General features: G+C 63.0%; 23 protein-coding genes. 10 read left to right on the top strand and 13 right to left on the bottom strand.

The features are described from left to right. Both alaS and RE4_RS10310 read right to left on the bottom strand, forming a co-directional pair. Window positions 1-2,673, bottom strand: a complete 2,673-nt coding sequence (gene alaS / locus RE4_RS10315; protein WP_019748361.1) for an alanine--tRNA ligase — start codon at window positions 2,671-2,673, stop codon at window positions 1-3. A gap of 77 nt (window positions 2,674-2,750) precedes the next feature. Further along, window positions 2,751-4,163 (bottom strand): replication-associated recombination protein A, encoded by a 1,413-nt coding sequence (locus RE4_RS10310; RefSeq protein WP_024487254.1) that lies wholly within the window; start codon window positions 4,161-4,163, stop codon window positions 2,751-2,753. 123 nt (window positions 4,164-4,286) lie between these two features. Here RE4_RS10310 and RE4_RS10305 point away from each other — a divergent pair, with 123 nt between their 5' ends. Next, window positions 4,287-4,667 carry a nuclear transport factor 2 family protein gene (locus RE4_RS10305; protein WP_019748359.1) on the top strand — a complete coding sequence of 127 codons (381 nt, stop codon included), beginning with the start codon at window positions 4,287-4,289 and terminating at the stop codon, window positions 4,665-4,667. A gap of 69 nt (window positions 4,668-4,736) precedes the next feature. Here the strand turns inward: RE4_RS10305 and RE4_RS10300 are convergent, their stop codons facing one another. The 3 genes from RE4_RS10300 to aspS all read right to left on the bottom strand — a co-directional run bounded on the left by RE4_RS10300 (window position 4,737) and on the right by aspS (window position 8,902). Next, window positions 4,737-5,918 carry a protein kinase family protein gene (locus RE4_RS10300; protein WP_060938540.1) on the bottom strand — a complete coding sequence of 394 codons (1,182 nt, stop codon included), beginning with the start codon at window positions 5,916-5,918 and terminating at the stop codon, window positions 4,737-4,739. 191 nt (window positions 5,919-6,109) lie between these two features. Further along, complete coding sequence (locus RE4_RS10295) at window positions 6,110-7,075, bottom strand: DUF389 domain-containing protein (protein WP_060938539.1); 966 nt, start codon at window positions 7,073-7,075, stop codon at window positions 6,110-6,112. A gap of 18 nt (window positions 7,076-7,093) precedes the next feature. Beyond that, window positions 7,094-8,902: an aspartate--tRNA ligase gene (aspS, locus tag RE4_RS10290; RefSeq protein ID WP_020907685.1), complete on the bottom strand. Its 1,809-nt coding sequence runs from the start codon at window positions 8,900-8,902 to the stop codon at window positions 7,094-7,096. A 163-nt stretch (window positions 8,903-9,065) separates the two neighbouring features. On the opposite strand from aspS, the gene ypfJ reads away from it, so the two are divergent. The 3 genes from ypfJ to RE4_RS10275 all read left to right on the top strand — a co-directional run bounded on the left by ypfJ (window position 9,066) and on the right by RE4_RS10275 (window position 11,396). After that, window positions 9,066-9,989, top strand: coding sequence for a KPN_02809 family neutral zinc metallopeptidase (gene ypfJ, locus RE4_RS10285; protein WP_003945028.1), 924 nt, complete (start codon window positions 9,066-9,068; stop codon window positions 9,987-9,989). A gap of 76 nt (window positions 9,990-10,065) precedes the next feature. Then, entirely contained in the window at window positions 10,066-10,677 is a 612-nt protein-coding gene (locus RE4_RS10280) for an ArsR/SmtB family transcription factor (RefSeq protein WP_060938538.1), read from the top strand. A 2-nt stretch (window positions 10,678-10,679) separates the two neighbouring features. Beyond that, on the top strand, window positions 10,680-11,396 hold the full coding sequence (locus RE4_RS10275) for an SRPBCC family protein (RefSeq protein ID WP_060938537.1): 717 nt from the start codon (window positions 10,680-10,682) through the stop codon (window positions 11,394-11,396). Between the two features lie 4 nt (window positions 11,397-11,400). Here RE4_RS10275 and RE4_RS10270 read toward each other — a convergent pair whose 3' ends face one another. From RE4_RS10270 to RE4_RS10255, 4 genes are all read right to left on the bottom strand, one after another. Further along, the gene (locus tag RE4_RS10270; protein WP_019748352.1) at window positions 11,401-12,801 is read right to left on the bottom strand and encodes a DUF2252 domain-containing protein; all 1,401 of its coding nucleotides are present in this window, start codon (window positions 12,799-12,801) and stop codon (window positions 11,401-11,403) included. 31 nt (window positions 12,802-12,832) lie between these two features. Next, window positions 12,833-13,252, bottom strand: a complete 420-nt coding sequence (locus tag RE4_RS10265) for a DUF1622 domain-containing protein (protein WP_007728052.1) — start codon at window positions 13,250-13,252, stop codon at window positions 12,833-12,835. 51 nt (window positions 13,253-13,303) lie between these two features. Next, complete coding sequence (locus RE4_RS10260; protein ID WP_238076715.1) at window positions 13,304-14,335, bottom strand: ABC transporter substrate-binding protein; 1,032 nt, start codon at window positions 14,333-14,335, stop codon at window positions 13,304-13,306. Window positions 14,336-14,436: 101 nt separating this feature from the next. Continuing rightward, complete coding sequence (locus RE4_RS10255; protein ID WP_020969567.1) at window positions 14,437-14,796, bottom strand: zinc ribbon domain-containing protein YjdM; 360 nt, start codon at window positions 14,794-14,796, stop codon at window positions 14,437-14,439. 114 nt (window positions 14,797-14,910) lie between these two features. Between RE4_RS10255 and RE4_RS10250 the strand changes: the two genes are divergently transcribed. The 4 genes from RE4_RS10250 to RE4_RS10235 all read left to right on the top strand — a co-directional run bounded on the left by RE4_RS10250 (window position 14,911) and on the right by RE4_RS10235 (window position 18,707). Continuing rightward, window positions 14,911-15,543, top strand: a complete 633-nt coding sequence (locus RE4_RS10250) for a TetR/AcrR family transcriptional regulator (protein ID WP_024487257.1) — start codon at window positions 14,911-14,913, stop codon at window positions 15,541-15,543. Between the two features lie 43 nt (window positions 15,544-15,586). Then, on the top strand, window positions 15,587-17,158 hold the full coding sequence (locus tag RE4_RS10245) for an MDR family MFS transporter (protein ID WP_060938535.1): 1,572 nt from the start codon (window positions 15,587-15,589) through the stop codon (window positions 17,156-17,158). A gap of 17 nt (window positions 17,159-17,175) precedes the next feature. Further along, the gene (locus tag RE4_RS10240) at window positions 17,176-17,772 is read left to right on the top strand and encodes a CHAP domain-containing protein (protein WP_021344205.1); all 597 of its coding nucleotides are present in this window, start codon (window positions 17,176-17,178) and stop codon (window positions 17,770-17,772) included. Window positions 17,773-17,978: 206 nt separating this feature from the next. Beyond that, window positions 17,979-18,707 carry an HD domain-containing protein gene (locus RE4_RS10235; protein WP_060938534.1) on the top strand — a complete coding sequence of 243 codons (729 nt, stop codon included), beginning with the start codon at window positions 17,979-17,981 and terminating at the stop codon, window positions 18,705-18,707. Here the strand turns inward: RE4_RS10235 and RE4_RS10230 are convergent, their stop codons facing one another. Next, window positions 18,708-19,079 carry a cupin domain-containing protein gene (locus RE4_RS10230; protein WP_060938533.1) on the bottom strand — a complete coding sequence of 124 codons (372 nt, stop codon included), beginning with the start codon at window positions 19,077-19,079 and terminating at the stop codon, window positions 18,708-18,710. It lies immediately after the preceding gene. Window positions 19,080-19,168: 89 nt separating this feature from the next. On the opposite strand from RE4_RS10230, the gene RE4_RS10225 reads away from it, so the two are divergent. Continuing rightward, window positions 19,169-19,987 (top strand): helix-turn-helix domain-containing protein, encoded by an 819-nt coding sequence (locus tag RE4_RS10225; protein WP_060938532.1) that lies wholly within the window; start codon window positions 19,169-19,171, stop codon window positions 19,985-19,987. A gap of 95 nt (window positions 19,988-20,082) precedes the next feature. On the opposite strand, the gene RE4_RS10220 is transcribed toward RE4_RS10225, so the two are convergent. Then, window positions 20,083-20,706: a hypothetical protein gene (locus tag RE4_RS10220; protein ID WP_238076716.1), complete on the bottom strand. Its 624-nt coding sequence runs from the start codon at window positions 20,704-20,706 to the stop codon at window positions 20,083-20,085. After that, complete coding sequence (locus tag RE4_RS10215; RefSeq protein ID WP_228117894.1) at window positions 20,703-21,758, bottom strand: LacI family DNA-binding transcriptional regulator; 1,056 nt, start codon at window positions 21,756-21,758, stop codon at window positions 20,703-20,705. The genes RE4_RS10220 and RE4_RS10215 overlap by 4 nt, the downstream gene beginning before the upstream one ends. A 70-nt stretch (window positions 21,759-21,828) precedes the next feature. Between RE4_RS10215 and RE4_RS10210 the strand changes: the two genes are divergently transcribed. Further along, window positions 21,829-23,058 carry an MFS transporter gene (locus tag RE4_RS10210; RefSeq protein ID WP_047888364.1) on the top strand — a complete coding sequence of 410 codons (1,230 nt, stop codon included), beginning with the start codon at window positions 21,829-21,831 and terminating at the stop codon, window positions 23,056-23,058. Here RE4_RS10210 and RE4_RS10205 read toward each other — a convergent pair. Continuing rightward, window positions 23,019-23,687, bottom strand: a complete 669-nt coding sequence (locus RE4_RS10205) for a class I SAM-dependent methyltransferase (RefSeq protein ID WP_060938591.1) — start codon at window positions 23,685-23,687, stop codon at window positions 23,019-23,021. The two genes, RE4_RS10210 and RE4_RS10205, sit on opposite strands and share 40 nt — an antisense overlap. Window positions 23,688-23,716 lie beyond the last annotated feature (29 nt).

Raw genomic sequence — 23,716 nt, 5'->3', positions numbered from 1 at the left:
TCAGCTGCCGCCCGCCAGCTCTCCGACTCTGTCCCGGATCGCATCGAGCGCCGCCGGGATTCCGGCAGAGTCCGAACCCGAGCCCTGGGCCATGTCGGGCTTTCCGCCGCCGCGGCCACCGATCTTGGGACCGAAGGACGCGACAAGCTCGCCGGCCTTCACACCGAGACCCTGGGCCGCCTTGCTGGATGCGACCACGAACGGGACCTTGCCGTCGACGTCACCGAGGAGAGCTACGACGGCGGGTTCGGAGCCGAGTCGGCCCTTGATGTCCGTGACGAGGCTGCGCAGATCGTTGCCGCCGACTCCCGCGGGAGCAGGCTCGGCAATGACCAGGACGCTACCGATGCGCTTGGCCTTGGCGACGTACTCGCCTGCCGACGCCAGCACAGCCTTGGCCTTGGTCTGCTCGAGTTCCTTCTCGGCCACCTTGAGTCGCTCGACGAGCGCCTCGACGCGGGCGGGTACCTCTTCCGAAGGAACCTTCAGTGAGGAGGAGAGTCCGGCGAGGAGAGCGCGTTCCTTGGCGAGGTAGCGGTAGGAGTCCAAACCGACGTACGCCTCGACGCGTCGGATTCCGGAGCCGACCGACTGCTCACCGAGCAGCGTGACCTGACCGATCTGGGCGGAGCTTCCGACGTGAGTACCGCCGCACAGTTCCATCGAGAAGGGACCGCCGATTTCGACGACACGAACCTCGTCGCCGTAGTTCTCACCGAAGAGTGCCATCGCACCCATCGCCTTGGCCTTGTCGAGATCCGTGACAAATGTGTTGACCGCGTAGTTGGACGCCACGGCTTCGTTGGTGAGTGCCTCGATGTCCTGCTTCTGGGAGTCGGACAGCGCACCCTGCCAGGAGAAGTCGAAGCGGAGGTAGCCCGGCTTGTTGAGCGAGCCCGCCTGCACCGCGTTGGGGCCGAGCACCTGACGCAGCGCCGCGTGCACCATGTGGGTACCGGAGTGCCCCTGGGTTGCACCCTTGCGCCACTCGGCGTCGACGTGCGCGAGCACGACGTCGCCCTCGGTGATCTCGCCCTTCTGCACCGTCACCTTGTGCGTCCAGACCTTCTTGGCGATCTTCTGCACGTCGTTGACCTTGGCTTCGAGGCCCGGCGCGGTGAGCGAACCGATGTCGGCGATCTGTCCACCGGACTCGGCGTAGAGCGGGCTGCGGTCGAGGATTACCTCGACGTCCTGACCGGCCTTCGCTACCGGGACACGGACGCCGTCGACGATCAGTGCGAGGACGTGAGCCTCGGAGACGAGCTCGTCGAAACCGGTGAACTCGGTGGCACCTCGATCGAGCAGTTCCTTGTAGACCGTGAGGTCCGCATGCGCGTGCTTGCGCGCTTGAGCGTCGTCCTTGGCGCGCTTGCGCTGCTCGGCCATGAGCGTGCGGAAACCGTCTTCGTCGACGGTGAGACCGGCCTCGGACGCCATTTCGAGCGTGAGGTCGATCGGGAAGCCGTAGGTGTCGTGCAGTGCAAACGCCTGATCGCCGGCGATGACCGACTTTCCGGACGACTTGACCGTCTCGGCAGCATTCTCGAACAGGGCCGAACCCGACGCCAGCGTCTTGAGGAACGCGGTCTCCTCACCGACGGCAACGTTCTCGATGCGCGTGAAGTCGGTTTCCAGAACCGGGTACGACGGCGCCATCGTGTCGCGGACGACGATCATGAACTCGCGCATGGTGGGCTGCTCGCTGCCGAGCAGTTTGGCCGAGCGCACGATACGACGCAGCAACCGGCGCAGGACGTATCCGCGGCCGTAGTTGCCGGGGTTCACACCGTCGGCGATCAACATCGCGGCGGTGCGTGCGTGGTCGGCGATGACGCGGAAACGGACGTCAGAAGTGTGATCGGTCCCGTACACGCTGCCGGTCAGTTCGGCGGCCTTGTCGATGACGGGGCGGAGAAGGTCTGTCTCGTAGACGTTTTCGACGCCCTGCAGGAGGAACGCAACGCGCTCGACGCCCATGCCGGTGTCGATGTTCTTCTTCGGCAGCGGTCCGAGGATCGGGTAGTCGCCCTTGTTGGTGCCCTCGCCGCGCTCGTTCTGCATGAACACGAGGTTCCAGATCTCGATGTAGCGATCCTCGTCGGCTTCCGGGCCACCCTCGACGCCGTACTCGGCGCCGCGGTCGTAGAAGATCTCCGAGCAGGGGCCGCACGGTCCGGGAATGCCCATGGACCAGTAGTTGTCCTTCATGCCGCGGCGCTGGATGCGCTCTTCGGGCACACCGACCTCGTCGCGCCAGATCGAGAACGCTTCGTCGTCGTCGAGATAGACGGTTGCCCACAAGCGCGTGGGATCGATGCCGTATCCGCCGTCCTCGACCGAACCTGTCAGCAACTGCCAGGCGTGGGAGATGGCTTCCTTCTTGAAGTAGTCACCGAAGGAGAAGTTGCCCGCCATCTGGAAGAAGGTGTTGTGGCGGGTGGTGATGCCGACCTCTTCGATGTCCAGGGTGCGGACACACTTCTGCACAGACGTCGCGCGCGAATAGGACGGCGTCTGCTGCCCGAGGAAGAACGGCACGAACGGAACCATGCCCGCGTTGACGAACAGAAGGTTCGGGTCGTCGAGAATCAGCGAGGCGCTGGGCACCTCGGTGTGGCCGGCCTTGACGAAGTGGTCGAGGAATCGCCTGCGGATCTCGTGGGTTTGCACTAACCGGTCCTTACCTTCAAGAGCGTCGAGCTATGGGTGTCCAGACTAACGCGTCGACCGGTGGAACCTGGCAGGCGTCAGCCACGAACGATTCGGCGGAGTTTGCTCACCCGATCGGCGATCTCTCGCTCGTTGCCGTGTGCGGTGGGCTGGTAATAGTCGACACCCACCAGATCGTCCGGTGGATACTGTTGCCGCAGAACACCATCACGTGTGTCGTGCGGGTACTTGTATCCGACTGCGTTGCCCAATTGCTCGGCACCCTTGTAGTGCCCGTCACGCAGATGCGGCGGTACCAGTCCGGATTTTCCGGCGGCCACGTCGGCCATGGCTGCACCGAGAGCGGCGATCACCGCACCCGATTTGGGAGCCGTCGCCAGATGAATGGTGGCCTGTGCCAGCGCCAGACGAGCCTCCGGCATACCGATCAGCTGCACTGCCTGGGCAGCGGCGGTGGCAGTCTGCAGCGCCATCGGGTCCGCCATGCCGATGTCCTCGCTGGCATGAACCACCAGACGCCTCGCGATGAAACGAGGGTCTTCGCCCGCGGTCAGCATCCGAGCGAGGTAGTGCAGGGCGGCATCGACGTCGGAGCCGCGAATGCTCTTGATGAAGGCGCTGATGACGTCGTAGTGCTGATCTCCGGCACGGTCGTACCGAACCGCGGCCTTGTCGACACTGGCCTCGACGGTCGCGAGGTCGAGCACCACCGGGCCCGAAGAGTCACCGGCCGTGTCCAGTGCAGCTCCGGCAGCGGCCTCGAGTGCCGTCAGGGCTCGGCGTGCGTCACCGGCCGCCAGACGAACGAGGTGTTCCATCGCGTCGTCGTCGATCGCGATCGCTCCCCCGAACCCGCGCTCGTCGGCGACCGCACGCTCGAGCAGTTCCTGGACATCCGCAGCGGTGAGCGATTGCAGTTGCAGGACCAACGAGCGCGACAACAGCGCGGAGACGACCGAGAAGGACGGGTTCTCGGTGGTCGCGCCGACCAGGAGCACGATCCGGTTCTCGACCGCGGCGAGCAAGGCGTCCTGCTGGGTCTTGGAGAAACGATGGACCTCGTCGATGAACAAGACGGTCTGTTCGCCGTTCAGCAGACGGCGGCGGGCAAGTTCGATGACACCGCGGACTTCCTTGACGCCGGCGGACAGGGCAGACAGTGCCTCGAACCGACGGCCGGTAGCGCCCGAGATCAACGAGGCGAGCGTGGTCTTGCCGGTGCCGGGAGGTCCGTACAGGAGAACCGATGCGGCGCCGGACCCCTCGACCATTCTGCGCAGCGGAGCACCAGGGCCGAGCAGGTGCTGTTGACCGACAACTTCACCGAGGGCGAGGGGACGCATGCGGACGGCCAGAGGAGCTCCAGGCGGCACCGAGGACAATGCACGCTCGGCGACAGACACGACATCGGGTTCGTCGACGATCGCGGATTCCTCCGGAGTTGCCTCGAACAGGCCGTCTTCCGCCACCACGCCGTCTTTCGCCCCCACACTGTCTTCCGCTTGCCAATCGCTCACGAATCGACGCTACTAGAGACCACCGACGCTTGACACAACCCTCGGTTCCGCCAGCCCTCACGTCCTCGGCAAAGGCGCTGTAATAGCGTTGTCGCCATGAGCACCTCCGAGATCGCCACCGTCCTCGCGTGGCACGATGCACTCAACTCCCAAGACATCGACACACTTCTGCAGTTGTCGAGTGACGACATCGAGGTAGGCGGCCCCAAGGGCGCGAGCCAGGGACTCGCTGCCCTGCGCGAGTGGGCCACCAACGCCGGCATCACGCTCGTCCCCGGGAAGATGTACGTCCACCACGGCGTGGTCGTCGTCGAACAGACCGCAACGTGGGCGGCCGAACCGGACAAGTCCGCGACCCTGGCCTCGGCTTTCCGAGTCGTGGCCGACCAGGTGACGTCGACGTTCCGCCATCCTGATCTGGCGACGGCCCTCGCGGCGACGGACCTGTCCGAGAACGATCTGGTCTCCGACAACTGAGCGGACTACCGAAAAAGGGCGCTCGTGCTGCATGCACGGGCGCCCTTCTGCGTGTGATCAGTCAGAGACTCAACTGAACTCGGTGCGCAGCGCCGCCACGACGTCGCGGGCGTGTGCCTCGACGGCGTCGTTGCCGGCGAGCTTCGCCGAACGCGCGAGTCTTGCCCAGCGTCCCACCAGTGCGTCGGCCCGTGGAATCGAGAGATAGTGCTCGCGGACAGCGGCGATACGTGAATGATCCTCGGGCAGGTACAGATAGGTGCTGAGCCAGACCCAGATAAGTTGGGCCTCGACGATCCTGCGCCCCAATTCGGCCTCGTCGGCCAGGGCCGGCCACATCCCGACGACCTCGGCCCGCCAGGCATCGACCATCGCCGACGCCCGCTCTTCGGTCAGGTCGATGTTGCACAGGCAACCGGGGAACGACACCAACGCGTAGGTGATGTCGAGGAGGGCGTCGCGGTAGCCACCCCACTCGTAGTCGAGGAACTGCACGCCGTCGTCGTTGACGATGATGTTGTCTGGGCACAGGTCCGACGGACTGAAGGCGCGGAATCGACCGCCACTGAACAGTGTCTGCGCGTGCCGAACCTGCTCGAGAATGTCCGAACTCACATCGATGCCGAGACTTTCCACCAACATCGCGGGAACACGGGCCACTGCTCGTCCCACCTGATCCGCCACTTCATCGGAGCAATGGGCGACCTCGGCTCGACGCAGCAGTGCGGTGAAGTCGTCCTCACGGCCGACGGTCGCGGCGTGCATGCGCCCCATGGCCTGCGCCATGGCCATCAGCGTGTGAGTGACGGTGTCCGGGTCGGAGTCTTCGAGGCGGACGCTGATTGCGGTGGCGTCGCCGAGATCACTCAGGATCAAGAGGCGAGCATCGAGGTCGGACGCCAACAGTTCTGCGCCGGGGCGTGCGTCCTTGGCAAGCGCGTTGGCGAACTGATACGACACCGCTTCACGAAGGAAAGCGGTCTCGACGTCGAAGTCACCTTCAGACGCGGCGGGGAGCGCAATCGCGGTTTTGGTGGCTCCCTGAAAGTTGTCGCGGACCTGCTTGATCACCAGCGTTCGAGGCAGGGAGAACGGGTTCTCGGCGACACGTACGCGCAGCACGACGGTGCGGCCACTCCCCCCGAGATCGACTGGATCCACCAGGGTTACGGGTGCCCCTGTGCGGCGTGTCAGCAACTGCTCAGCAGCTGCGACGACTTCGGAAACGGGGTCTGCCAGTAATGCGGTCATCACCGACCAACTTACCCGTTAGTGACTCCGATCATGCCCAGCTCATCCACTCACAGCGGCGAATTCAAGCTCTCACAGCGACAGAAATTGCCGTCTACCTGCGGTGATGACAAAAGTCCCTAATCGCCACACCGGCACACAGGTCTCGCGAGAATTCTGCTGTCGGTGAGCAGAACTCCGAACCGGCGATGTCATGGAGTTTTGTCCTCGTCGACAAATCGAGAAATGCCTTTCAACGCTGCTTCGAATTCCTCGTCGGCCCGGGTTCTGACCCAGAGGACGAGCACGCAGGCAGTGACGATCCCGACCAGGTTGACAGCCAGTTGCAGCGACGACAACCCGGCGATCCGCCATTCGCCGTTTGCTGCCGCAACCACCGCGAAACCGGCGGCAGGAACCGTGGTGACGGAGATGAACACTCCGACCAAGGCAGCGGACTTCGACGAGACGAGTGCCAGCATCCCAGCCGCACCGGCAAGAAGCGCGACGACAAACGAGATGGGCCCGACCTTGTAGACGAAATCGACCTCGTGGAGCGATTCGAGACTCACGACGTCCATCCACCCGAAGAACTTCACCACGAACGTTGCGGCGAGAGTCACGCCCATCGCGATGGGGAATCCGACGGCGAGCGCGAGAATCGAACGTCGACGCAACCGTCGATCCCGCCGTACGAGTGCCACAGCCAGCGCGGCCAGCGGCCCGAACTCCGGGCCGACGACCATGGCGCCCACGATCGTGATCTGAGAGTCGGTGACAACGCCGATTGCCGCGAGCAGACATGCGATCGTCAGGAACGCGACGAACAATCCGTTGAGAGTTGATTCTTCCCGAGTGCGGGACAGCAATTCCTCCCACACGACGGAATCCGCGGGATCACCCGGCACGTCGCGCTCAGCTTTGCGCGCCGCCGCCGACAACACCGTCTCGACTGGTACGAGCGTCATTCCGCCGTCCTCGGCGACGCCGAGAGCCGTCAGAGCATCGACGACGTCGTTGGCCGCCTCACGGGCGACGTCGGCCTCCACCATGTCGCCGGCGGGATGAACCGCGACATCACGTAATACGACGATGTGTGTCGCGCCCCGCTGCGACGCGAGCACACCGAGAACTTGCTCGGTGCGCTCGGTCGGGCAGATCACCCGCAAATGCAGCATGGCGATCCGGTGTCGGCTCTACTTGGCTTCGGCGGTGTCGCCTTCGGACTTCTTGTCCTCTGACTTCTTCTCGGGCTTCGCGTCAATACCCGATTCCTTGCGCTGCTGCGCAGAAATCGGTGCCGGAGCATCCGTCAGCGGGTCGACGCCGCCACCGGACTTCGGGAACGCGATGACCTCACGGATGGAATCCATGCCGGCGAGGAGCGCGGTGATGCGGTCCCAGCCGAAAGCAATTCCGCCGTGCGGAGGCGCGCCGAAGGCGAAGGCGTCGAGAAGGAAGCCGAACTGCTCCTGCGCCTCTTCCTCGGAGATGCCCATCACCTTGAACACTCGTTCCTGAATGTCCTTGCGGTGGATACGAATACTGCCGCCGCCGATCTCGTTGCCGTTGCAGACGATGTCGTAGGCGTAGGCCAGAGCGGAATCCGGATCGGTGTCGAACGTGTCGAAGAACTCCGGCTTCGGCGACGTGAACGCATGGTGCACGGCGGTCCAGGCGGAGTGGCCGAGCGCAACGTCACCGGATGCAGTGGCGTCGGCGGTCGGCTCGAACATCGGAGCGTCGACGATCCACACGAAGGCCCACGCGTCGGGATCGATGAGGTCCTTCTTGCGGGCGATCTCACCACGGGCTGCGCCGAGAAGGGCGCGCATCGGCTTCGTTGCGCCGGCTGCGAAGAAGACGCAGTCGCCCGGCTGAGCTCCGACGTGGGCGGCCAGGCCCTCACGCTCGGCGTCGGTCAGGTTCTTGGCAACAGGTCCACCGAGAGTGCCGTCTTCGCCGACCAACACGTACGCCAGGCCCTTGGCCCCGCGCTGCTTGGCCCATTCCTGCCAGGCGTCGAGTTGCTTGCGCGGCTGGCTTGCACCGCCGGGCATCACGACGGCGCCGACGTACTCCGCCTGGAACACGCGGAACGTCGTGTCCTTGAAGAAGTCCATGCACTCGACGAGTTCGATGTCGAAACGCAGGTCCGGCTTGTCGCTGCCGTAACGACGCATTGCCTCGGTGTAGGTCATGCGGTCGATCGGCGTCTTGATCTCGTGGCCGACGAGCTTCCAGAGCGCCGTCAGGATTTCCTCGGCAAGCAGGATGATGTCGTCCTGGTTGACGAAAGCCATCTCGATGTCGAGCTGAGTGAACTCGGGCTGACGATCGGCGCGGAAATCCTCGTCGCGGTAGCAACGCGCGATCTGGTAGTAGCGCTCGATGCCGCCGACCATGAGTAGCTGCTTGAACAGCTGCGGGCTCTGCGGCAGTGCGTAGAAGCTACCGGGCTGCAGGCGTGACGGTACGAGGAAGTCACGGGCACCCTCTGGCGTCGAACGCGTGAGCGTCGGAGTCTCGACCTCGACGAACTCGTGGTGCGCGAGAACGCCGCGCGCTGCAGCACTTACCTTGGAACGCAAGCGAATTGCGGATCCGGGCCCTTCACGACGCAAGTCGAGGTATCGGTACTTGAGGCGAGCTTCTTCGCCGACCTGATCGTCGAGCTGGAACGGCAGCGGTGCGCTTTCGTTGAGAACCTCGAGTTCGGTGGCGTTGACCTCGATTGCTCCGGTGGGGATCTCGAAGTTCTGGTTGCCCTCGGGGCGAACCTCGACCGTTCCGGTTACGCGAACGCAGTATTCCGCGCGCAGACGGTGCGCCTGCTCGGCCACGTCACCTGCCCGGAAAACTACCTGCGCAACTCCGGATGCATCACGGAGATCGATGAAGATCACTCCGCCGTGATCACGACGCCTGGCTACCCAACCGGTGAGCGTTACGGTCTGCTCTGCCTGCTCGGGTCGCAATGAACCGGCGAGATGTGTGCGCAGCACGGGATTCCTTTCGAACTACTTCCAATAACCGACGACCGACTACTTTGCCTGCGATCCTACGGAGCGAACTGCGCAGAGCGGAAACGCGGACCCGCATCCCATGCGAAGCTATCTCCAGAAGTGACGGCAAGCACTTGTTCACGACAGCAGAAAGCGGACATAGATGACCTTCAACGAGGGGGCCCGCGGCGAAGCGGGACGCGTTCAGGTTCAAGGCGGCGGGGGCGGCGGTGGCCGCGGCGGCAAAATCGCGATCGGCGGTGGCGCGGGCGGCATCATCGTTCTGATCCTGGCACTGTTGTTCGGCGGTGACCCCGGCTCACTACTGGGCACGTCCACCGAAACTTCGAGTTCGTCGACCGGACTGTCGTCGGTCGACGAGTGCACCGGCGCTCAGGCAAACGCCGATGTGAACTGCCGCGTCACACTGACCGTCGGAAGCCTCGACGACGTTTGGGAACAGCAGTTGGTCAAGCAGACCGGTACGGCGTACGTGCGACCCGAAGTCATTCTGTTCAGCGGTTCGGTCAACACCGGTTGCGGCCAGGCGTCGAGTGATGTCGGTCCGTTCTACTGCCCGGCGGACCAAACGGCGTACTTCGATACGAGCTTCTTCCAATTGCTCGTCGACCGTTTCGGTTCCAGTGCCGGACCGCTCGCACAGGAGTACGTGGTCGCTCACGAGTTCGGACATCACATCCAGAATCAGCTCGGCGACATCGGCCGCGCGCAGGCCGACCCGCAGGGTGAGCAGTCGGGTGCGGTTCGCACCGAACTCCAGGCCGATTGCTACGCAGGCGTCTGGGCGCATTTTGCCGACACGATTCCCGATCAGGCGACCGGTCAACCGTTCCTGAAGCCCTTGTCAAAAGACGACATTCGCGACGCGTTGTCCGCCGCCTCGTCGGTGGGCGACGACCGTATCCAGAAGTCCACGACCGGTCGGGTCAACCCTGAAGGCTGGACACACGGTTCCTCGGCACAGCGTCAGGCGTGGTTCATGACCGGATACCAGACCGGCCAGATCTCGTCGTGTGACACGTACTCGGCGCGGGATCTGAACAATCCGCCCGATCTGAAGCGGTAGAGAACCTCCGAAATACCATCCCGCCGACAATTTTTTCTGTCTTGACAGATTTGGTTGTCGGTGGGATGGTTTTCTCATGTTGGAAGTTGCAGTCATCGATCGTCCCGCAGCTGCCGAGGCCTCGCTCGATCCGATCCGCCAACGGATTCTGGCTGAACTGGCAGTTCCGGCATCAGCATCCTCGCTGGCACCCCGAGTGGGTTTGACACGCCAGAAGATCAATTACCACTTGCGCACTCTCGAGGAACACGGACTCGTCGAACTCGTCGAGGAGCGCAAGCGGGGAAACATGACGGAGCGGATCATGCAGGCCAGCGCCGCGTCGTACGTCATCTCCCCCGCTGCAATGTCGGCGCTCGCGCCGGACCCGAGCCGGTTCCCGGATCAGCTCTCGGCGCGCTGGCTCGTCACTCTCGCGGCGCGGATCGTCCGAGAGGTCGGCGAACTGATCGCCGGCGCAACTGCGGCCGGAAAACCGTTGGCGTCCTTTGCCATCGACAGCGACATCATCTTTGCCACGGCGGCCGACCGCGCCGCCTTCGCCGGCGAACTCGGGGAGTCGATCAACTCACTTGTGGCCAAATACCACGACGGCAATTCCGAAGCCGGGCGCAAACACCGCTTGGTTGTCGCCCTGCATCCCAGTCTCACCACACCCCACGTCACCACACCCGAAACGGAGCAGTAGCGATGTCCGAGAAATTCGAAATCCGCCGCGAGGTGGTCGTCCCCGGAACTCCCGAGCAGATCTGGGCCGCGATCTCGGCAGAGACGGCCGGCTGGATGTTCCCGTCTCCGCTCGAAATCCCTGCGGACGGCAGTAGTCCGGACAGCCCGATCATCGCGACGTGGGAGCCGCCCCGCGAGCTCGCCATCCACATGCAAGGCCCCGACGGCTGGTTCAACAACCTCGAGTACGTCGTCGAGGCCCGCGACGAGAGCACCGCCGTTGTCCGCTACGTCCATGCCGGAGTGTTTGCCGAGGACTGGGACAACCAGTACGACGGCGCGGGTAAGCACACGGACTTCTACCTGCACAGTCTCGGACAATACGTGCGGTACTTCGCCGGCAAACCCGTCACCTATGTCTCGGCCGAAGGCCCGGAATCCTCGTCCTCGCCGCAAGCGATGGGAACGCTTCGCAGCGCCCTCGGAATCACCTCGGGCACCGCTGTCGGTGACGCCACGTCGGTGGAAGTCCCCGGAATCGGAACCGTCGACGCGATTGTCGACTACATCAACGACTGGTTCATCGGCTTGCGTACCGAGGACGCATTGCTGCGGTTCTACGGACGAAACGCCTTCGGCGGCACCGTCGACGCGGCCCATCACCTCTTCGCAGAGGGCGCTGACGGTGGATCAGCAACGACAGCGTGGCAGGCCTGGCTCGACGGCGTGTTCGCCTGAGTCGTCACACTCCCCGCTCTGCTGACACGCGACCGTCGTCGATCGCGGTCAGCAAAGCGGCATGATCGCGTGCGTTGCGTTTGGCGTAGGCAGCCGCGAACTCCCCGATCGCGAAATCGAATTCGGTTCCGTCACCGAGATATTCGGCGATCGCAATCCGATCGGACGAGCGAGCATGCGCATAGGCCAGGACCCTCGCGCATAGTCGCCCGTAGAGTTCCATCCCTTCGGGTTTCATGGTTTCGATGACCGCTGATCCCTTGCCGTCCCGAAGTTGGCGGATGTAGAAGTCGTGCTCATCCTCGTCGAGTCCCGGTCCGCGCTCCCACCCCAGGAAGATGTCACTGGTGGCCTGCATCAGGCGCTGCCCGTTCACTACTCGTTCGCCCTCGTTGGAGAAGGTGGGGCCATCGACGTACGCCGAGAGAACGGACGGCTGCGCCTCCTTGACCTGCAGGATCAACGGATCGTCGTCGTCGACGCCTTTCATCAGGATCATCCACGCGCGCGTTCCGACGCTCCCGACACCGACAACTTTCCGCGCGATGTGCGTCATCTCGAAGCTTTCGAGCAACACCCGACGGTCCCACTGCAACGTGCTTCGATAGGAACGAACGCGCTGACGTAGCAACTCCTCGATCTGAGTGAGGTCGGTGCCCGCGAACAATTCCTCTGCCGGCACGATCAGCGGCGGGTCACTGATGAACCGCCTTCTCCCGTCGACGATTTCGGTGAATTTTCCGGCAGCCTGAGCGCTGTCTCGGCGACGAGCCTTGTCCAACGTCGCCTGGGTCCGCTCGAGCATTCGCTTCTTCAAATCGACGCGAAGTTCTTCCAGTCCGTCTTCGGGTGCGATGTGCGCGTACCAGACTGCAAGGTTCCCCAATCCTGCCTGAGCGATCAGGGTTTCGCGATACTCGGCCGCACACCCGCGAACGATCTTCTTACGCTCTTTGCCGGAGTATCCGTTGTCCTTCGCTGCGATCGCCAAACTGGCGGCCAGTCGTTTCACGTCCCATTCGAACGGCCCCGGGTACGTTTCGTCGAAGTCGTTGATGTCGAACGCGAGCTTTCGCTCGGGCGTCGCATAGATACCGAAGTTGCTCAGGTGTGCGTCGCCGCAGAGTTGGCTGTTCAGGCCGGAATCAGGGCTTCGGGACAAGTCGTCCGTCATCACCAGGGCAGCACCACGGAAGAACGAGAACCGGGACGCCGACATGCGCCCGTATCGGATGGGCACCAGGTCCTGTACCCGCGACTTCGCCTGCAATTCCAGCAGTGATATCGGATCGCGGTCACTCTCAGTCAGATCCGCGAGCGCGGCCAATGGCGTATCTCTACGCGCCTGGCGACCGCGCGCCCGCCTCTCGTCGACAGTGGGATGCTCGGTACGCACTGCTGTCATCTGCCCGACCTTTCACTCGCAACGGCTATCGCTACGAACTCGACGCGTCGGGCGTCGTTCGGCCTCCTGATCCGCGCGCTGCGCGTACCAGGAGTTCCGGACTTGACACCAACGCCTTGCGCCACGGAAGTACCCCGTCGATCTCGATCTGAATCGACAGGCTCAACACGGTCCGAATCAGAACGATCATGCCCAGAACTGCGGCGTCGGTCAGCGACGGTGAAGACGTCACAGTCTTCACCAGATCAGCGGCGACAAGGATCTCGAGCCCGAGAAGGATGACCGCACCCATCGTCTCGCGCAGAGTGCGAAACGCTGAACTACCGTCGCGCGTTCGACTCCAGGCGCGCCCCGCGATCACGAATGCGAACACGAACCCGAGGACCATGGCGACAACACCGAGTACTTCGAACCATTCGGTGACAAGCTCGAAGAACCTGATTTTGTCCATGATCATGATTCTCGAGGTAATGCACCGATAAGTCGAGGTGACACGACGGAGTCAGCTGAAGATCCGCTCGATGTCGTCGAGTCGCAGCTCGGTCGCGCGAGGAGAATAGCCCGAGCCCCACAGGCTGTCGTCGACGTAATGGACGTTCCCCGAGCGGACAGCGGGAAGACGCTCCCAGAGCGGGTTCATTGCCAACTGCGCGCGGACGTCCTGCTGGTCCTGGAATGCACCCACGATGATCACGTCGCTGGTCACCTGATCGAGTTGCTCCGCTGTGAGTGTGCGGGTGAACTCCTCCGATGTAGCTCGATCGCCCGGGAAACCGAGAGCATCGAGAAGAGCGTCGACCTGGTTGTAGACGACACCGTTCTCGCCGGTACGCAGCAGCATCACCGACGGTAGCGAGCCGAGGGCCGAGAGCCGATCCTTGATTGCGAGGAGGCGCTCTTCCGTTCTCGCGTTCAATTCCGCAGCAGCTTCTTCCCGTCGGACCGCGACGCCCATCGAGGTGACCAACTTCTTCATCTCGTCCCACGTGAGGTACCCGTTGAAGCCGGCGAACACTGGAACACCGGTCGCAGAGAGTTCGTCGTAGGACTTTGCCGCATAAGCATTTCCGGCGGTCAGGAGCATGACGATCAGATCCGGCGACGCGCCGATGATCGCTTCCTTGTTCCACGTTCCCGCCGTGCCGAGGTTCGGGATGTTCGCCGCCTCCGGCATCGTGCGCAACACCGCGTCGCCGCCCACCCCTTCGAGACCGAAGAAGCCGCCGACGATCTTCTCCGGCGGCACACCGAGGTCGAGGACCGTCGCCATGGCGCTGACGTGGGCGATGACCATTCGCTGCGGATCCGACGGAATCTCGACTCTGCCCGTCTCATCCTGCACTGTGACGAGACCACTTGGCGCCGAGCCGTTTTCGTCGCTGCTGCACGCTGCCAGCAATGTCGCAGCCGCGACACCGAGCCCGGCGCCGAGGAATCCCCTGCGTGTCAGCGCATCGACGATGCGTTCCCACTGCTCGTCTGTATCGAGTGTGGTGTTATCGAGTGCGGGCGCCAGGCAGATCGAGTTCGGCACAGTTCGGTCCATTCGTTCGAGCGGTCGAAGATCTCCTCGATTGTGGCTATCGAACCGTCGAAACTGAACAGGATTTCGAGCCGACATCTATCGCTGTCCGGTCACACCTTCTTGACGACGCTCGACTTCAATTGCATCGGTCCGATGCCGTCGACCTTGCAGTCGATGTCGTGGTCGCCAACGCCCTGAACAAGGCGGATGTTGCGCACTTTCGTACCTGACTTGATGCCGGTCGGACTGCCCTTCACCTTGAGCGTCTTGACGACCGTCACCGTGTCTCCGTCCGCAAGGATGTTGCCTACGGCATCTTTCACCACACCCAGTTTCACCACACCCGAGTCCTCGCCGGCACTATCGGTCGGCGCCCACTCGTGCGCGCAGGACGGGCAGACCATCAACGCGCCCATCTCGTAGGTGTATTCGCCGGCGCATTCGGGGCAAGGGGGCAAGGTGTCTTCCACGCGGTTCATCCTATCCACCAGGCACCCGATCCCCATTTTTTGCATTTCATGAGGCATTCTTGGGCGAAATATTGCATTCGATGAAACTTTGCACTCTGTGCAATTATGGATGAAATGGGAACCGAAACTCTCGGATTGCGCGAACGAAAACGAATTGCGACGAGGCAGCTGATCGAGCACACTGCCGTCGAACTCGTCCTCGACCTGGGCTATGACGAAGTGACCGTCGAGAAGATCTGCGAGGCCTGCAATCTGTCGACCCGCACGTTCTTCAACTACTTCCCCACCAAGGACGCGGCGATCGGTGGGCTCATGCTCGTCGTGCCAAGTGAGGCAACCATGCTCACGCTCATCGGCGAGCACCCGGACGATCCGCTGCGCGGCGCCCTCGCGGTCTTCGAGGCGGCGATGCAGATCGTCGACGAGCGACCCGATCTGCTCGCGCATCGACGCGAATTGTTCGAACGTCATCCCACGCTGTTGCAACAACATCTGGCCACCTTCCACGATCTTGAAGACACGCTCACCCGGATCCTCACGCGGGAGTTGTCGCACAGAACCGAGTATCGCCGCCTGCACTCGGATACAGCCGCTGCCGACGAAGCCACGGCAACGGTCATCACCGCAGGCGCCGCGATGCGTTACGTCTTCCGAAAATGGCAGAACAGTGAACGGGCAAGCCCCAGAACCGACTTGCTTGATCCGGCACTACTCCTGATGGCTCGAATACTCAGGTCCGAGAGCTGATCCGCACTCTCTCGCACCAGCTGTCACTCAACTAAGGAACTACATGTCCACTCGAGAAGCTGCGACCGTCGAGCCTGACGGCACGCATACCGATACCGAGGCCGCGCCGGACAAACGGTCGATCATCCTCGTTTTTGTCGGGCTTATGATCACGATGCTTCTGGCATCGCTCGACCAGATGATCTTCAGCACCGCGCTCCCGACCATCGTGGGCGAATTGAACGGCGTCAACCACATGGTCTGGGTGACGACGGCATACATCCTCGCCTCGACCGTCATGATGCCGGTGTACGGAAAACTCGGTGACCTGATCGGGCGCAAGGGCCTCTTCATCGGCGCCATCAGCATTTTCATCGTCGGTTCGGTGATCGGCGGTCTGTCCCACGACATGACCACACTCATCGCTGGTCGAGCCGTGCAAGGACTCGGCGGCGGCGGATTGATCCTGCTGTCCCAGGCGATCATCGCCGACGTCGTCCCCGCCAGGCAACGCGGCCGGTACATGGGTGCGATGGGCGGCGTGTTCGCACTGGCTTCGGTTGCCGGCCCCCTTCTCGGTGGATGGTTCACCGAGGGCATCGGCTGGCGCTGGGCATTCTGGATCAACATCCCCCTCGGGCTCCTCGCAATCGCGAGCGCAATGGCATTCCTTCACCTGCGGAAGCCGAACCTCGGCAAACCTCGCATCGACTATCTGGGGATGGTCCTCGTCGCAACGGCCGCAACCTGTCTGATCCTGTTCACCACCTGGGGCGGCAACACCTACGCCTGGGGGTCAGGCGCCATCATCGGGTTGATCATCGGCTGCATCGTGACCGCAGTGGCGTTTGTCTTCGTCGAGAAGCGTGCTGACGAACCGGTAATTCCGATGCACCTGTTCGCTCAACGAAACTTCGTGTTGACCACCGTCGCGGGTCTGATCATCGGCATCGCGATGTTCGGTGCGCTCGCATACCTGCCGACCTACATCCAGATGGTGACAGGCAAGAACGCCACCGAAGCAGGACTGATGATGATTCCGATGATGGCAGGCCTGCTGGTCGCCTCGATCGGATCCGGTCAGCTCGTCAGCAAGACCGGCCGCTACAAGATCTTCCCCATCGTCGGAACATCCATCGTCGCAGTCGCTCTGGTCCTGCTCTCACGTCTGACGCCGTCGACCTCACTGCTGGTCTTCGGTTGCTACATCGCACTCATGGGTATCGGACTCGGCCTCGTCATGCAGATCTTGATCTTGATCGTGCAAAACACCTTCCCCGCGGCCGAAGTGGGAACGGCCACCGCGTCGAACAACTTCTTCCGTCAGATCGGTGCGTCGTTGGGCAGCGCGATCGTGGGCAGCCTGTTCGCCTCGCGTCTGACCAATCTCCTGGCCGAGCGACTCCCCGCGAATGGCGGCGCGGTCGGTGGTGACGAGAACTCCTTGACCCCGGGAATCCTCTGGAAGTTGCCCAGCCAGGTTCGCGAGATCATCGTCGGTGCGTACAACGACGCGCTGGCGCCGATCTTCCTGTACCTCGTCCCCTTGGTCATCGCGGCAGTTGTCCTGTTGCTCTTCGTCAAGGAGAAGCCACTCGCGACGACGATCGATCGCTCGGCACCCCCGCTCGAGTAATTGACTATCGTGGCGTGATGTCGCACGCACCGAATACGCCCAGACGCACTCTCGCTGTTCTGGGCGTATTCGGCGTTGTGGTGGTCGTAGCTGTCGCCGGCGCACTGTGGTGGTTCGCGCGCGGCGACGACGCTCTTGCCGGCGAGAATCTCGATTCGTTCCCGGCCGTCGACCACGGCATTCTCAGCGCTCAGCAGAGTGCGCTACTGGGCGTCCTCGAGCAGGAGTGGGAGTCAGGGAGTCCCGGCACCAAGTACGCCGAGGGTGTCGAAGAATCGTGGTGTGCCGATTTCGTGAGCTGGTCGATGAACCAGATCGGCACGCCGTTCTCGAACCCCAACTCAGGGTCGTGGCGCATCCCCGGGGTGTACACGCTGCAGGAGTATTACGAGTCGGTCGACGCGTTTGTCCCCTACGGTCAGGACTACCAGCCCAAGGTCGGCGACACGATCCTGTACGGCGACTCGAGCCCCTTCGGCCAACACGTCAACGTCGTTCTGGTCAACGACGGCGGCACTCTGACGACCGTTGGCGGCAACGAGAACAACAAGGTCATGCTCCATCGCATCGTCCCGTCGGAAGTCCCGGGGATCGTCGGGTTCGGCGTCATCTGAGCCCCCCGCCGTCTTTGCGTGATGAAACTTGATTGCTGTGAGCGGTGAGATTTCCGAATTGGTTCAACCGTTGATTGGTGCGAACGGATCGACATTGTTCGGATAATTCCTTGTTTCCGTCGTCGACAGATATTCGTATCGAACGAAGGATCAGACCTGGCAACTAGATTCATATCCAGCTGCCCCCTACCTCAGACAGGAATTCGATGCGCCCTGGTGAGCTGACCACCCTCGAGCAGATACAGCTCATGGCCCGCGCGGCTGCTACGCAGGCCATGAGCACGCCGTCGATGCTCCGGCTGCGGCTCGGCCGCTACCCCACTCGCACACCCGAACTGCGCAAACGCCCACTCCCCGACACCAAGCTGTGCAGCGAAGCGCTCCATCACGCCAGAGGAACCCTCTCCCCCGCGGTCTTGAACCACAGCCTGCGCTGCTGGATCTGGGCCGACGCCTTCGCGCAGATCGATGCGATCGAGTACGACCCCGAAGATCTCTTCACTGCGTGCGCCCTTCACGATGTCGGACTGGGCGCAGAAGGATCGGCCGAGCACGGGTGTTTCACCTACATCAGTGCCGCAGACGCAGAAGAACTCGCGACCCGAGTGGGAACTTCGGAGAGGTCGGTACGGCGAATCGGCGAAGCGATCCGTCTGCACATGGATCTGACCGTCGACCGCGGCGCGGGCGCTGACGCCTATCTACTGCATGCCGCAGCGCATTTCGACGTTGCCGGTCGGCGTGCGCCCGAAATTCCGCGAGCAACTGTTGATGCAACAATCGCGGAGTACCCGCGAACAGGGTTCACCGACGAGTTCGCGCAATCGATGCGGCGCGAGGTCGAGCTCCGTCCGCACTCTCGCGCGGCGACGCTCTGGAGATCGGGAATGGCCCTGCCGTTGCGTACCAATCCCCTGGATTGGAAGAGCCGGTAACTACGAAAAGTCCTCGAGCATTGCGGTACGCGCCCCTCCGACGTTCCCGGTATTCACCACGCCGACGGGTTCGATCAACATCACCTCCGCTTCTTCCTCGGCGATCGGGCAATGTTCGACTCCGCGAGGTACCACGAACAGTTCACCGGGTCCCAGTGGAACATCTCCGTTTCGGAGTTGGATTCGAATCTGCCCCTTCGTCACCAGGAACATTTCGTCGGTGTCGGTGTGGGAGTGCCAGACGAATTCACCTTTGATCTTGACGATCTTGATCTCGTAATCATTGAGGGCCGCAATCTTCTTGGGCGACCAGTGCTCGGCGAACTGACCGAACTTCTCGCGGAGCGATACCGCTGTTGCCGAACTGTTCATGTTGTTCCTCCCTCGGGCGCGACACCACCGCGATGACGACCCCGCCACTCTTCGTCACCCGAGGCAGCTGCGTCTTGTACGTTTCTGACATGGATCCCCGCGGCGCACAGATCACCGCGTGGGCACCGGGCCTCGCGGGAATCACCGAGGTCTTCCATGCCGATTTCGTCGGACACGCCTATCCCAAACACACGCACGATCAGTGGTCTCTGATGCTCGTCGACCGCGGCACGATTGCATACGACCTCGATCATCGCGCTCATGGCGCAGCACCCGAGATCGTCACTCTTTTGCCGCCAGGCATCGCACACGACGGAGTTCCGGTCACCGAGGCCGGATTTCGTCAACGAATCCTTTACCTCGACACGTCAGTTCTCGGCGAGGTCCTCATAGGCCCGGCGGTGGACAGCCCCGAGATTCGAGACCCTCTACTGCGCCACCGCATCGATCAACTGCACTCTGCACTCGGCCCACACGGCGAATCACTCGAAGCCGAAAGTCGCCTGGGGTTCCTCGCTGAAAGATTGAACGAGATCCTCACACCGGCCACAGGTCGATCCCGTCACACGCCGACCGTTGACGAACGCGTTGCCGATCAACTTCGGGACCTGCTCGATGCGCGACTCACAACGGGAATCACGATGCGGGAAGCGTCGAACATCCTGCAACGGGACCCCACGTATCTGATCAAGAACTTCGCGAAGCATTTCGGGCTTCCGCCTCACAAGTACGTGACGGGACGTCGAATCGATCTGGCGCGACGCGCAATCCTCGCCGGGCGCGAATTGGCGGACGTGGCCGTCGACGTCGGATTCCACGATCAATCCCACCTGTCGCGGCACTTCGTCAAGCATGTCGGGGCGTCGCCCGGTAAATACGCACTGAACGTGGTCGGCAGAGCGCGCTAGTCGAAGCACCTGGCACCGGTTTCGTCGAGCAGACACTGGTTCCGATCAGCTGGAGTCTGTGTCCACTGAATGAAAACGGTGTCAGGTCCCAACGATCAAGCAGCCGTCTCGAGGTCGACCAGGAGGAAGTCCTCGCGCAGCGGCCCGTATTCACGATCGGTCAGCTGATACGAGCGCAACGCGCGAGGCGCGCGGGCCAACTCGTAGAACCGCTCGGACCCGGACACGAATTGCCTCGATGCCCAACCCCAGTTCGGGCCGTGCGGAAACTTCGGGTCGGGCAGCATGTCGGACTCCATCGACATCAGCCGTAGACGGCGAACCACTCCGGTAGTGGAGGCATTCTCGTCGAAATCGGTCCACGCCTGACGGGCATTTGTGTCGTCACGAGGAGTTCCGGCGCGTAGTTGCAAAGCGCCCGCGGCTTCGATCCGAGACGGCAACGGTGGTTCGGCGTCGAACATGAATTGCAGTGCACCGACGCGACCGACCGCCGGCTGGACCGGCTCCCGGATGTCTGACCCGTCGCGAGGCAGTCTCCACATCAATGGTTTCGAACTCGTTCGCACTTCCGCCGTCAAGAGCCACGCCGGCTCGACTACCGCCCACCTGCTCGGGCTGTCGACATTCCAGGAGAGTCCCCACCGGACGGTCTCCCCCAATTCGGGAGGAACGAACCACCGAAGACGCAGACCGTCGATGACTACCGGCGTGATCATCGCGTCGAGGTTCGCCGACGCACCGACCACTCGACCGGCTCCACCGCATCGTCCAGCCCGAGAACCACGCGAGCTGCGTTACGTCCCTGATCGAACAGGGACTGGCGAACTGTGGTCAAGCCGGCGTCCGATGCGGCTGTTGTGTCGTCCCATCCGACGACTGCGACATCGTCGGGCAGCGCGAGGCCGAGTTCACGGATCGCGTCCAGAACCCCCAGAGCCAGTTCGTCACTCATCGCCAAGATGACATCCGGCCTTCGACTCTCGGGAACGTCGAGCAGGGACCGAGCCATCCGCGCACCCTCGCTCCGCTCGTTGACGGTGACCACCCCCACCCGCACCGAGGGCCAATCGAGGCCCGCGTCGCGGACGGCGCGCTCGTAGCCCTCGAGCCGATGGCGGGACACCGGAAAGAACGCTTCACTTGAAACCACGTCCATCCGAATCTCGGACCGACGCTCACGATCCCACGGAAGGCTGATCACCGCGGGCCGCTGCGCCCCCGACAACCCGACTGCCGCGATCGCAACGGCGCCGGCAACATCGTCCATCCCGACGAGATCCACACCCTCGTGCAACGGCCCACCCTGGATGCATGCGGGTTTTCCGGTGCCGACAATCGCATCGAGGATGGGATCGTCGAAGACGGTGGTCCAGACGACAAAACCGTCTACTGCCGCGTCGCGAACTCTGTCGACGTCTCCCGGTTTCCCCGAGTTCGGCAGCATCATCAATCCGGCGTTCGCATCCAGGCACGCTTCGGCGACTCCCGAGAGGAATCGCCGAGCTACTGCGTCTTCGAAGGCATACGTCAGCTTCTCGCTGAAGACGACCGCGATGTTGTTGAATTTCCCGCTCCGCAAGGACTGCGCCGCCCGGTTAGGGCCCGCGTACTCGAGCTCTTCGGCGGCGGCGAACACCTTGGCCCGCGTTGATTCAGACACGCGCTCGGGCTGTGCGAAGGAGTACGACACCGACATCACCGACACGCCTGCGGCCTTGGCGACGTCGGCCATCGTCGGACGACTCGAACGCTGCGCACGTATGGCCATGAGCATCAGCATAGCGAGTGCAAAATATCCATTGCGCAGGTGTGTATCGATACATGTATCGTTACACAACATGACTGTTCGACTGCCGAAGGCAACCACGCTACGGCTGATGACACTGGCCGGAGCAGCCTTCGCCTACGTGACGGCCGAAATGCTCCCCGTCGGACTGCTCAGCGAAATCTCGACGGACCTCGACGTCACCGAAGGGCGTGTCGGCCTACTGCTGACCTTCTACGCATACGGTGTCGCGGTCTTGACGCTTCCGCTGATCGGAGCGGTCAAAACCTGGCCGCGCCGACGTGTTGTCGTTCTGACGGTGGCCACCCTCGCGGTGTCGCAACTGGTCGCAGCATTGGCCGTCAACTATCCGATGCTGGTGATCGGACGATTGCTCTGCGCTGCGACGCACGGAGTGTTCTGGGCTGTCGTTGCCCCGGTCGCAGCCACTCTGGTTCCGCGCGGACAACAGGGCAAGGCAATCGCGATGGTGTATGCCGGTACGTCTCTCGCTTTTGTTCTCGGAGGTCCACTGTCTTCGGCGATCGGCCAATCCTGGGGTTGGCGGACTGCGTCGGCGGCAATCGGTGTGGTGGCAGTGGTCATCGCTTTCTCACTGCATCGTGCGTTGCCCGAAATGCCGGTCGATCAACACCATCGGAGCAAGCGAGACAAACCGAAGCCGACACCGGCGATGAAACGGGCACTCGCCGTCATCTGCGCGGCAACGCTGTTTGCCGCCCTGGGGCAGTTCGCTTCGTACACGTTCTTCACACTTCTGGTGGAGGAAAGCCTCGGCTCGTCCGGTGGCATCCGTACCGCGATGCTTCTGGTCTACGGCGCCGCCGGCGCAGTCGGAGTGTGGGTCGCCGGCAAGTACTACGACCGCCGACCGCGTCTCTTCACGCTCATCTCGATCGCGACGGTGGCAGGCGCGCTGGCCATCTTCTGGCTCTTGGCGCCGTCGATGGGAGCGTTCGCCGTCGTCGCCACGATCTTGTGGGGTGCGGCGTTCACCACCGTTCCGATCTGCCTCCAGTCCTCGGTTCTGCGCGCCGTTCCGATCGGGACCGACCGTGCCTCGGCCATCTACGTCGTCGTGTTCCAGATCGCGATTGCTACGGGTGCCTTGCTCGGCTCTGCCGTCGTCGACGGTGGCGGGCTCTCACATCTGGCGGGCATCGGGGTCGCTCTGATGATCGGTTCGTTGGTGATAGTCGGGTTCGGCCGACGCGCATTTCCCCGCGAACCGCAGCGGTCTACTCACTCCCCCACCGACGCGGCAGCGACGGTCGCGTCGTAGATCAGGGTGTATCGCCAGAACAGTCGTCTCCTGATCCGGCTACCTGGCAAACACAACGCGGCCGCGCGTCGGACGTCAGCCATCGACTCACCCGCTTCCGCGGTGGGAGCCGTCATCGCCTTCAGTGGCTCGGAGGCAACCCGTCGATGCTTGACGACGCCGACGACGGGATTGCACACGGTCGCCAACACCGACAGGAGTGCGTCGGTGGCTGTGGTCGATCGATAACACCCGACCACGACGAGCCGGCCGCCCGGTTCGAGCAGGCCGCTCAGCCGCTTCATCGACTCCTCGAGTGGAAGATGGTGCAACGCTGCAACGACTGTGATCGCGTCGTACTTCGCCTCGTATGCAAAGTCCTCGATCCGCCGCGCTTCGATGATCACGTTCTCGTCGTCGACAAACCTTGCGCGCACGGCGGCCGACGTCGTCAGGTCAGGTTCCACACCGACCACCACGTCGAACCGCCGCCGCAAGAGGTCGATCAGATTGCCGGTCCCGCTCCCCACGTCGAGAGCGCGACCGGACCTGACCCCGCGCAGATTACGTAGAACCCACCGGCCGTAGTGATCGTTGTGACTCCACGGATTGCGTCGGTTGAAACCGTCCAAGCGCGCAATCACACCCATACCCGACGGTATCAATCCGAGCCCGGGCA

Source organism: Rhodococcus erythropolis NBRC 15567, from assembly GCF_001552595.1.
In the GTDB taxonomy this organism is placed as follows: Bacteria; Actinomycetota; Actinomycetes; order Mycobacteriales; family Mycobacteriaceae; genus Rhodococcus_F; species Rhodococcus_F erythropolis.
Note: the sequence above shows the minus strand (reverse complement) of the source record. Positions and strands in the feature narration are given on the sequence as shown.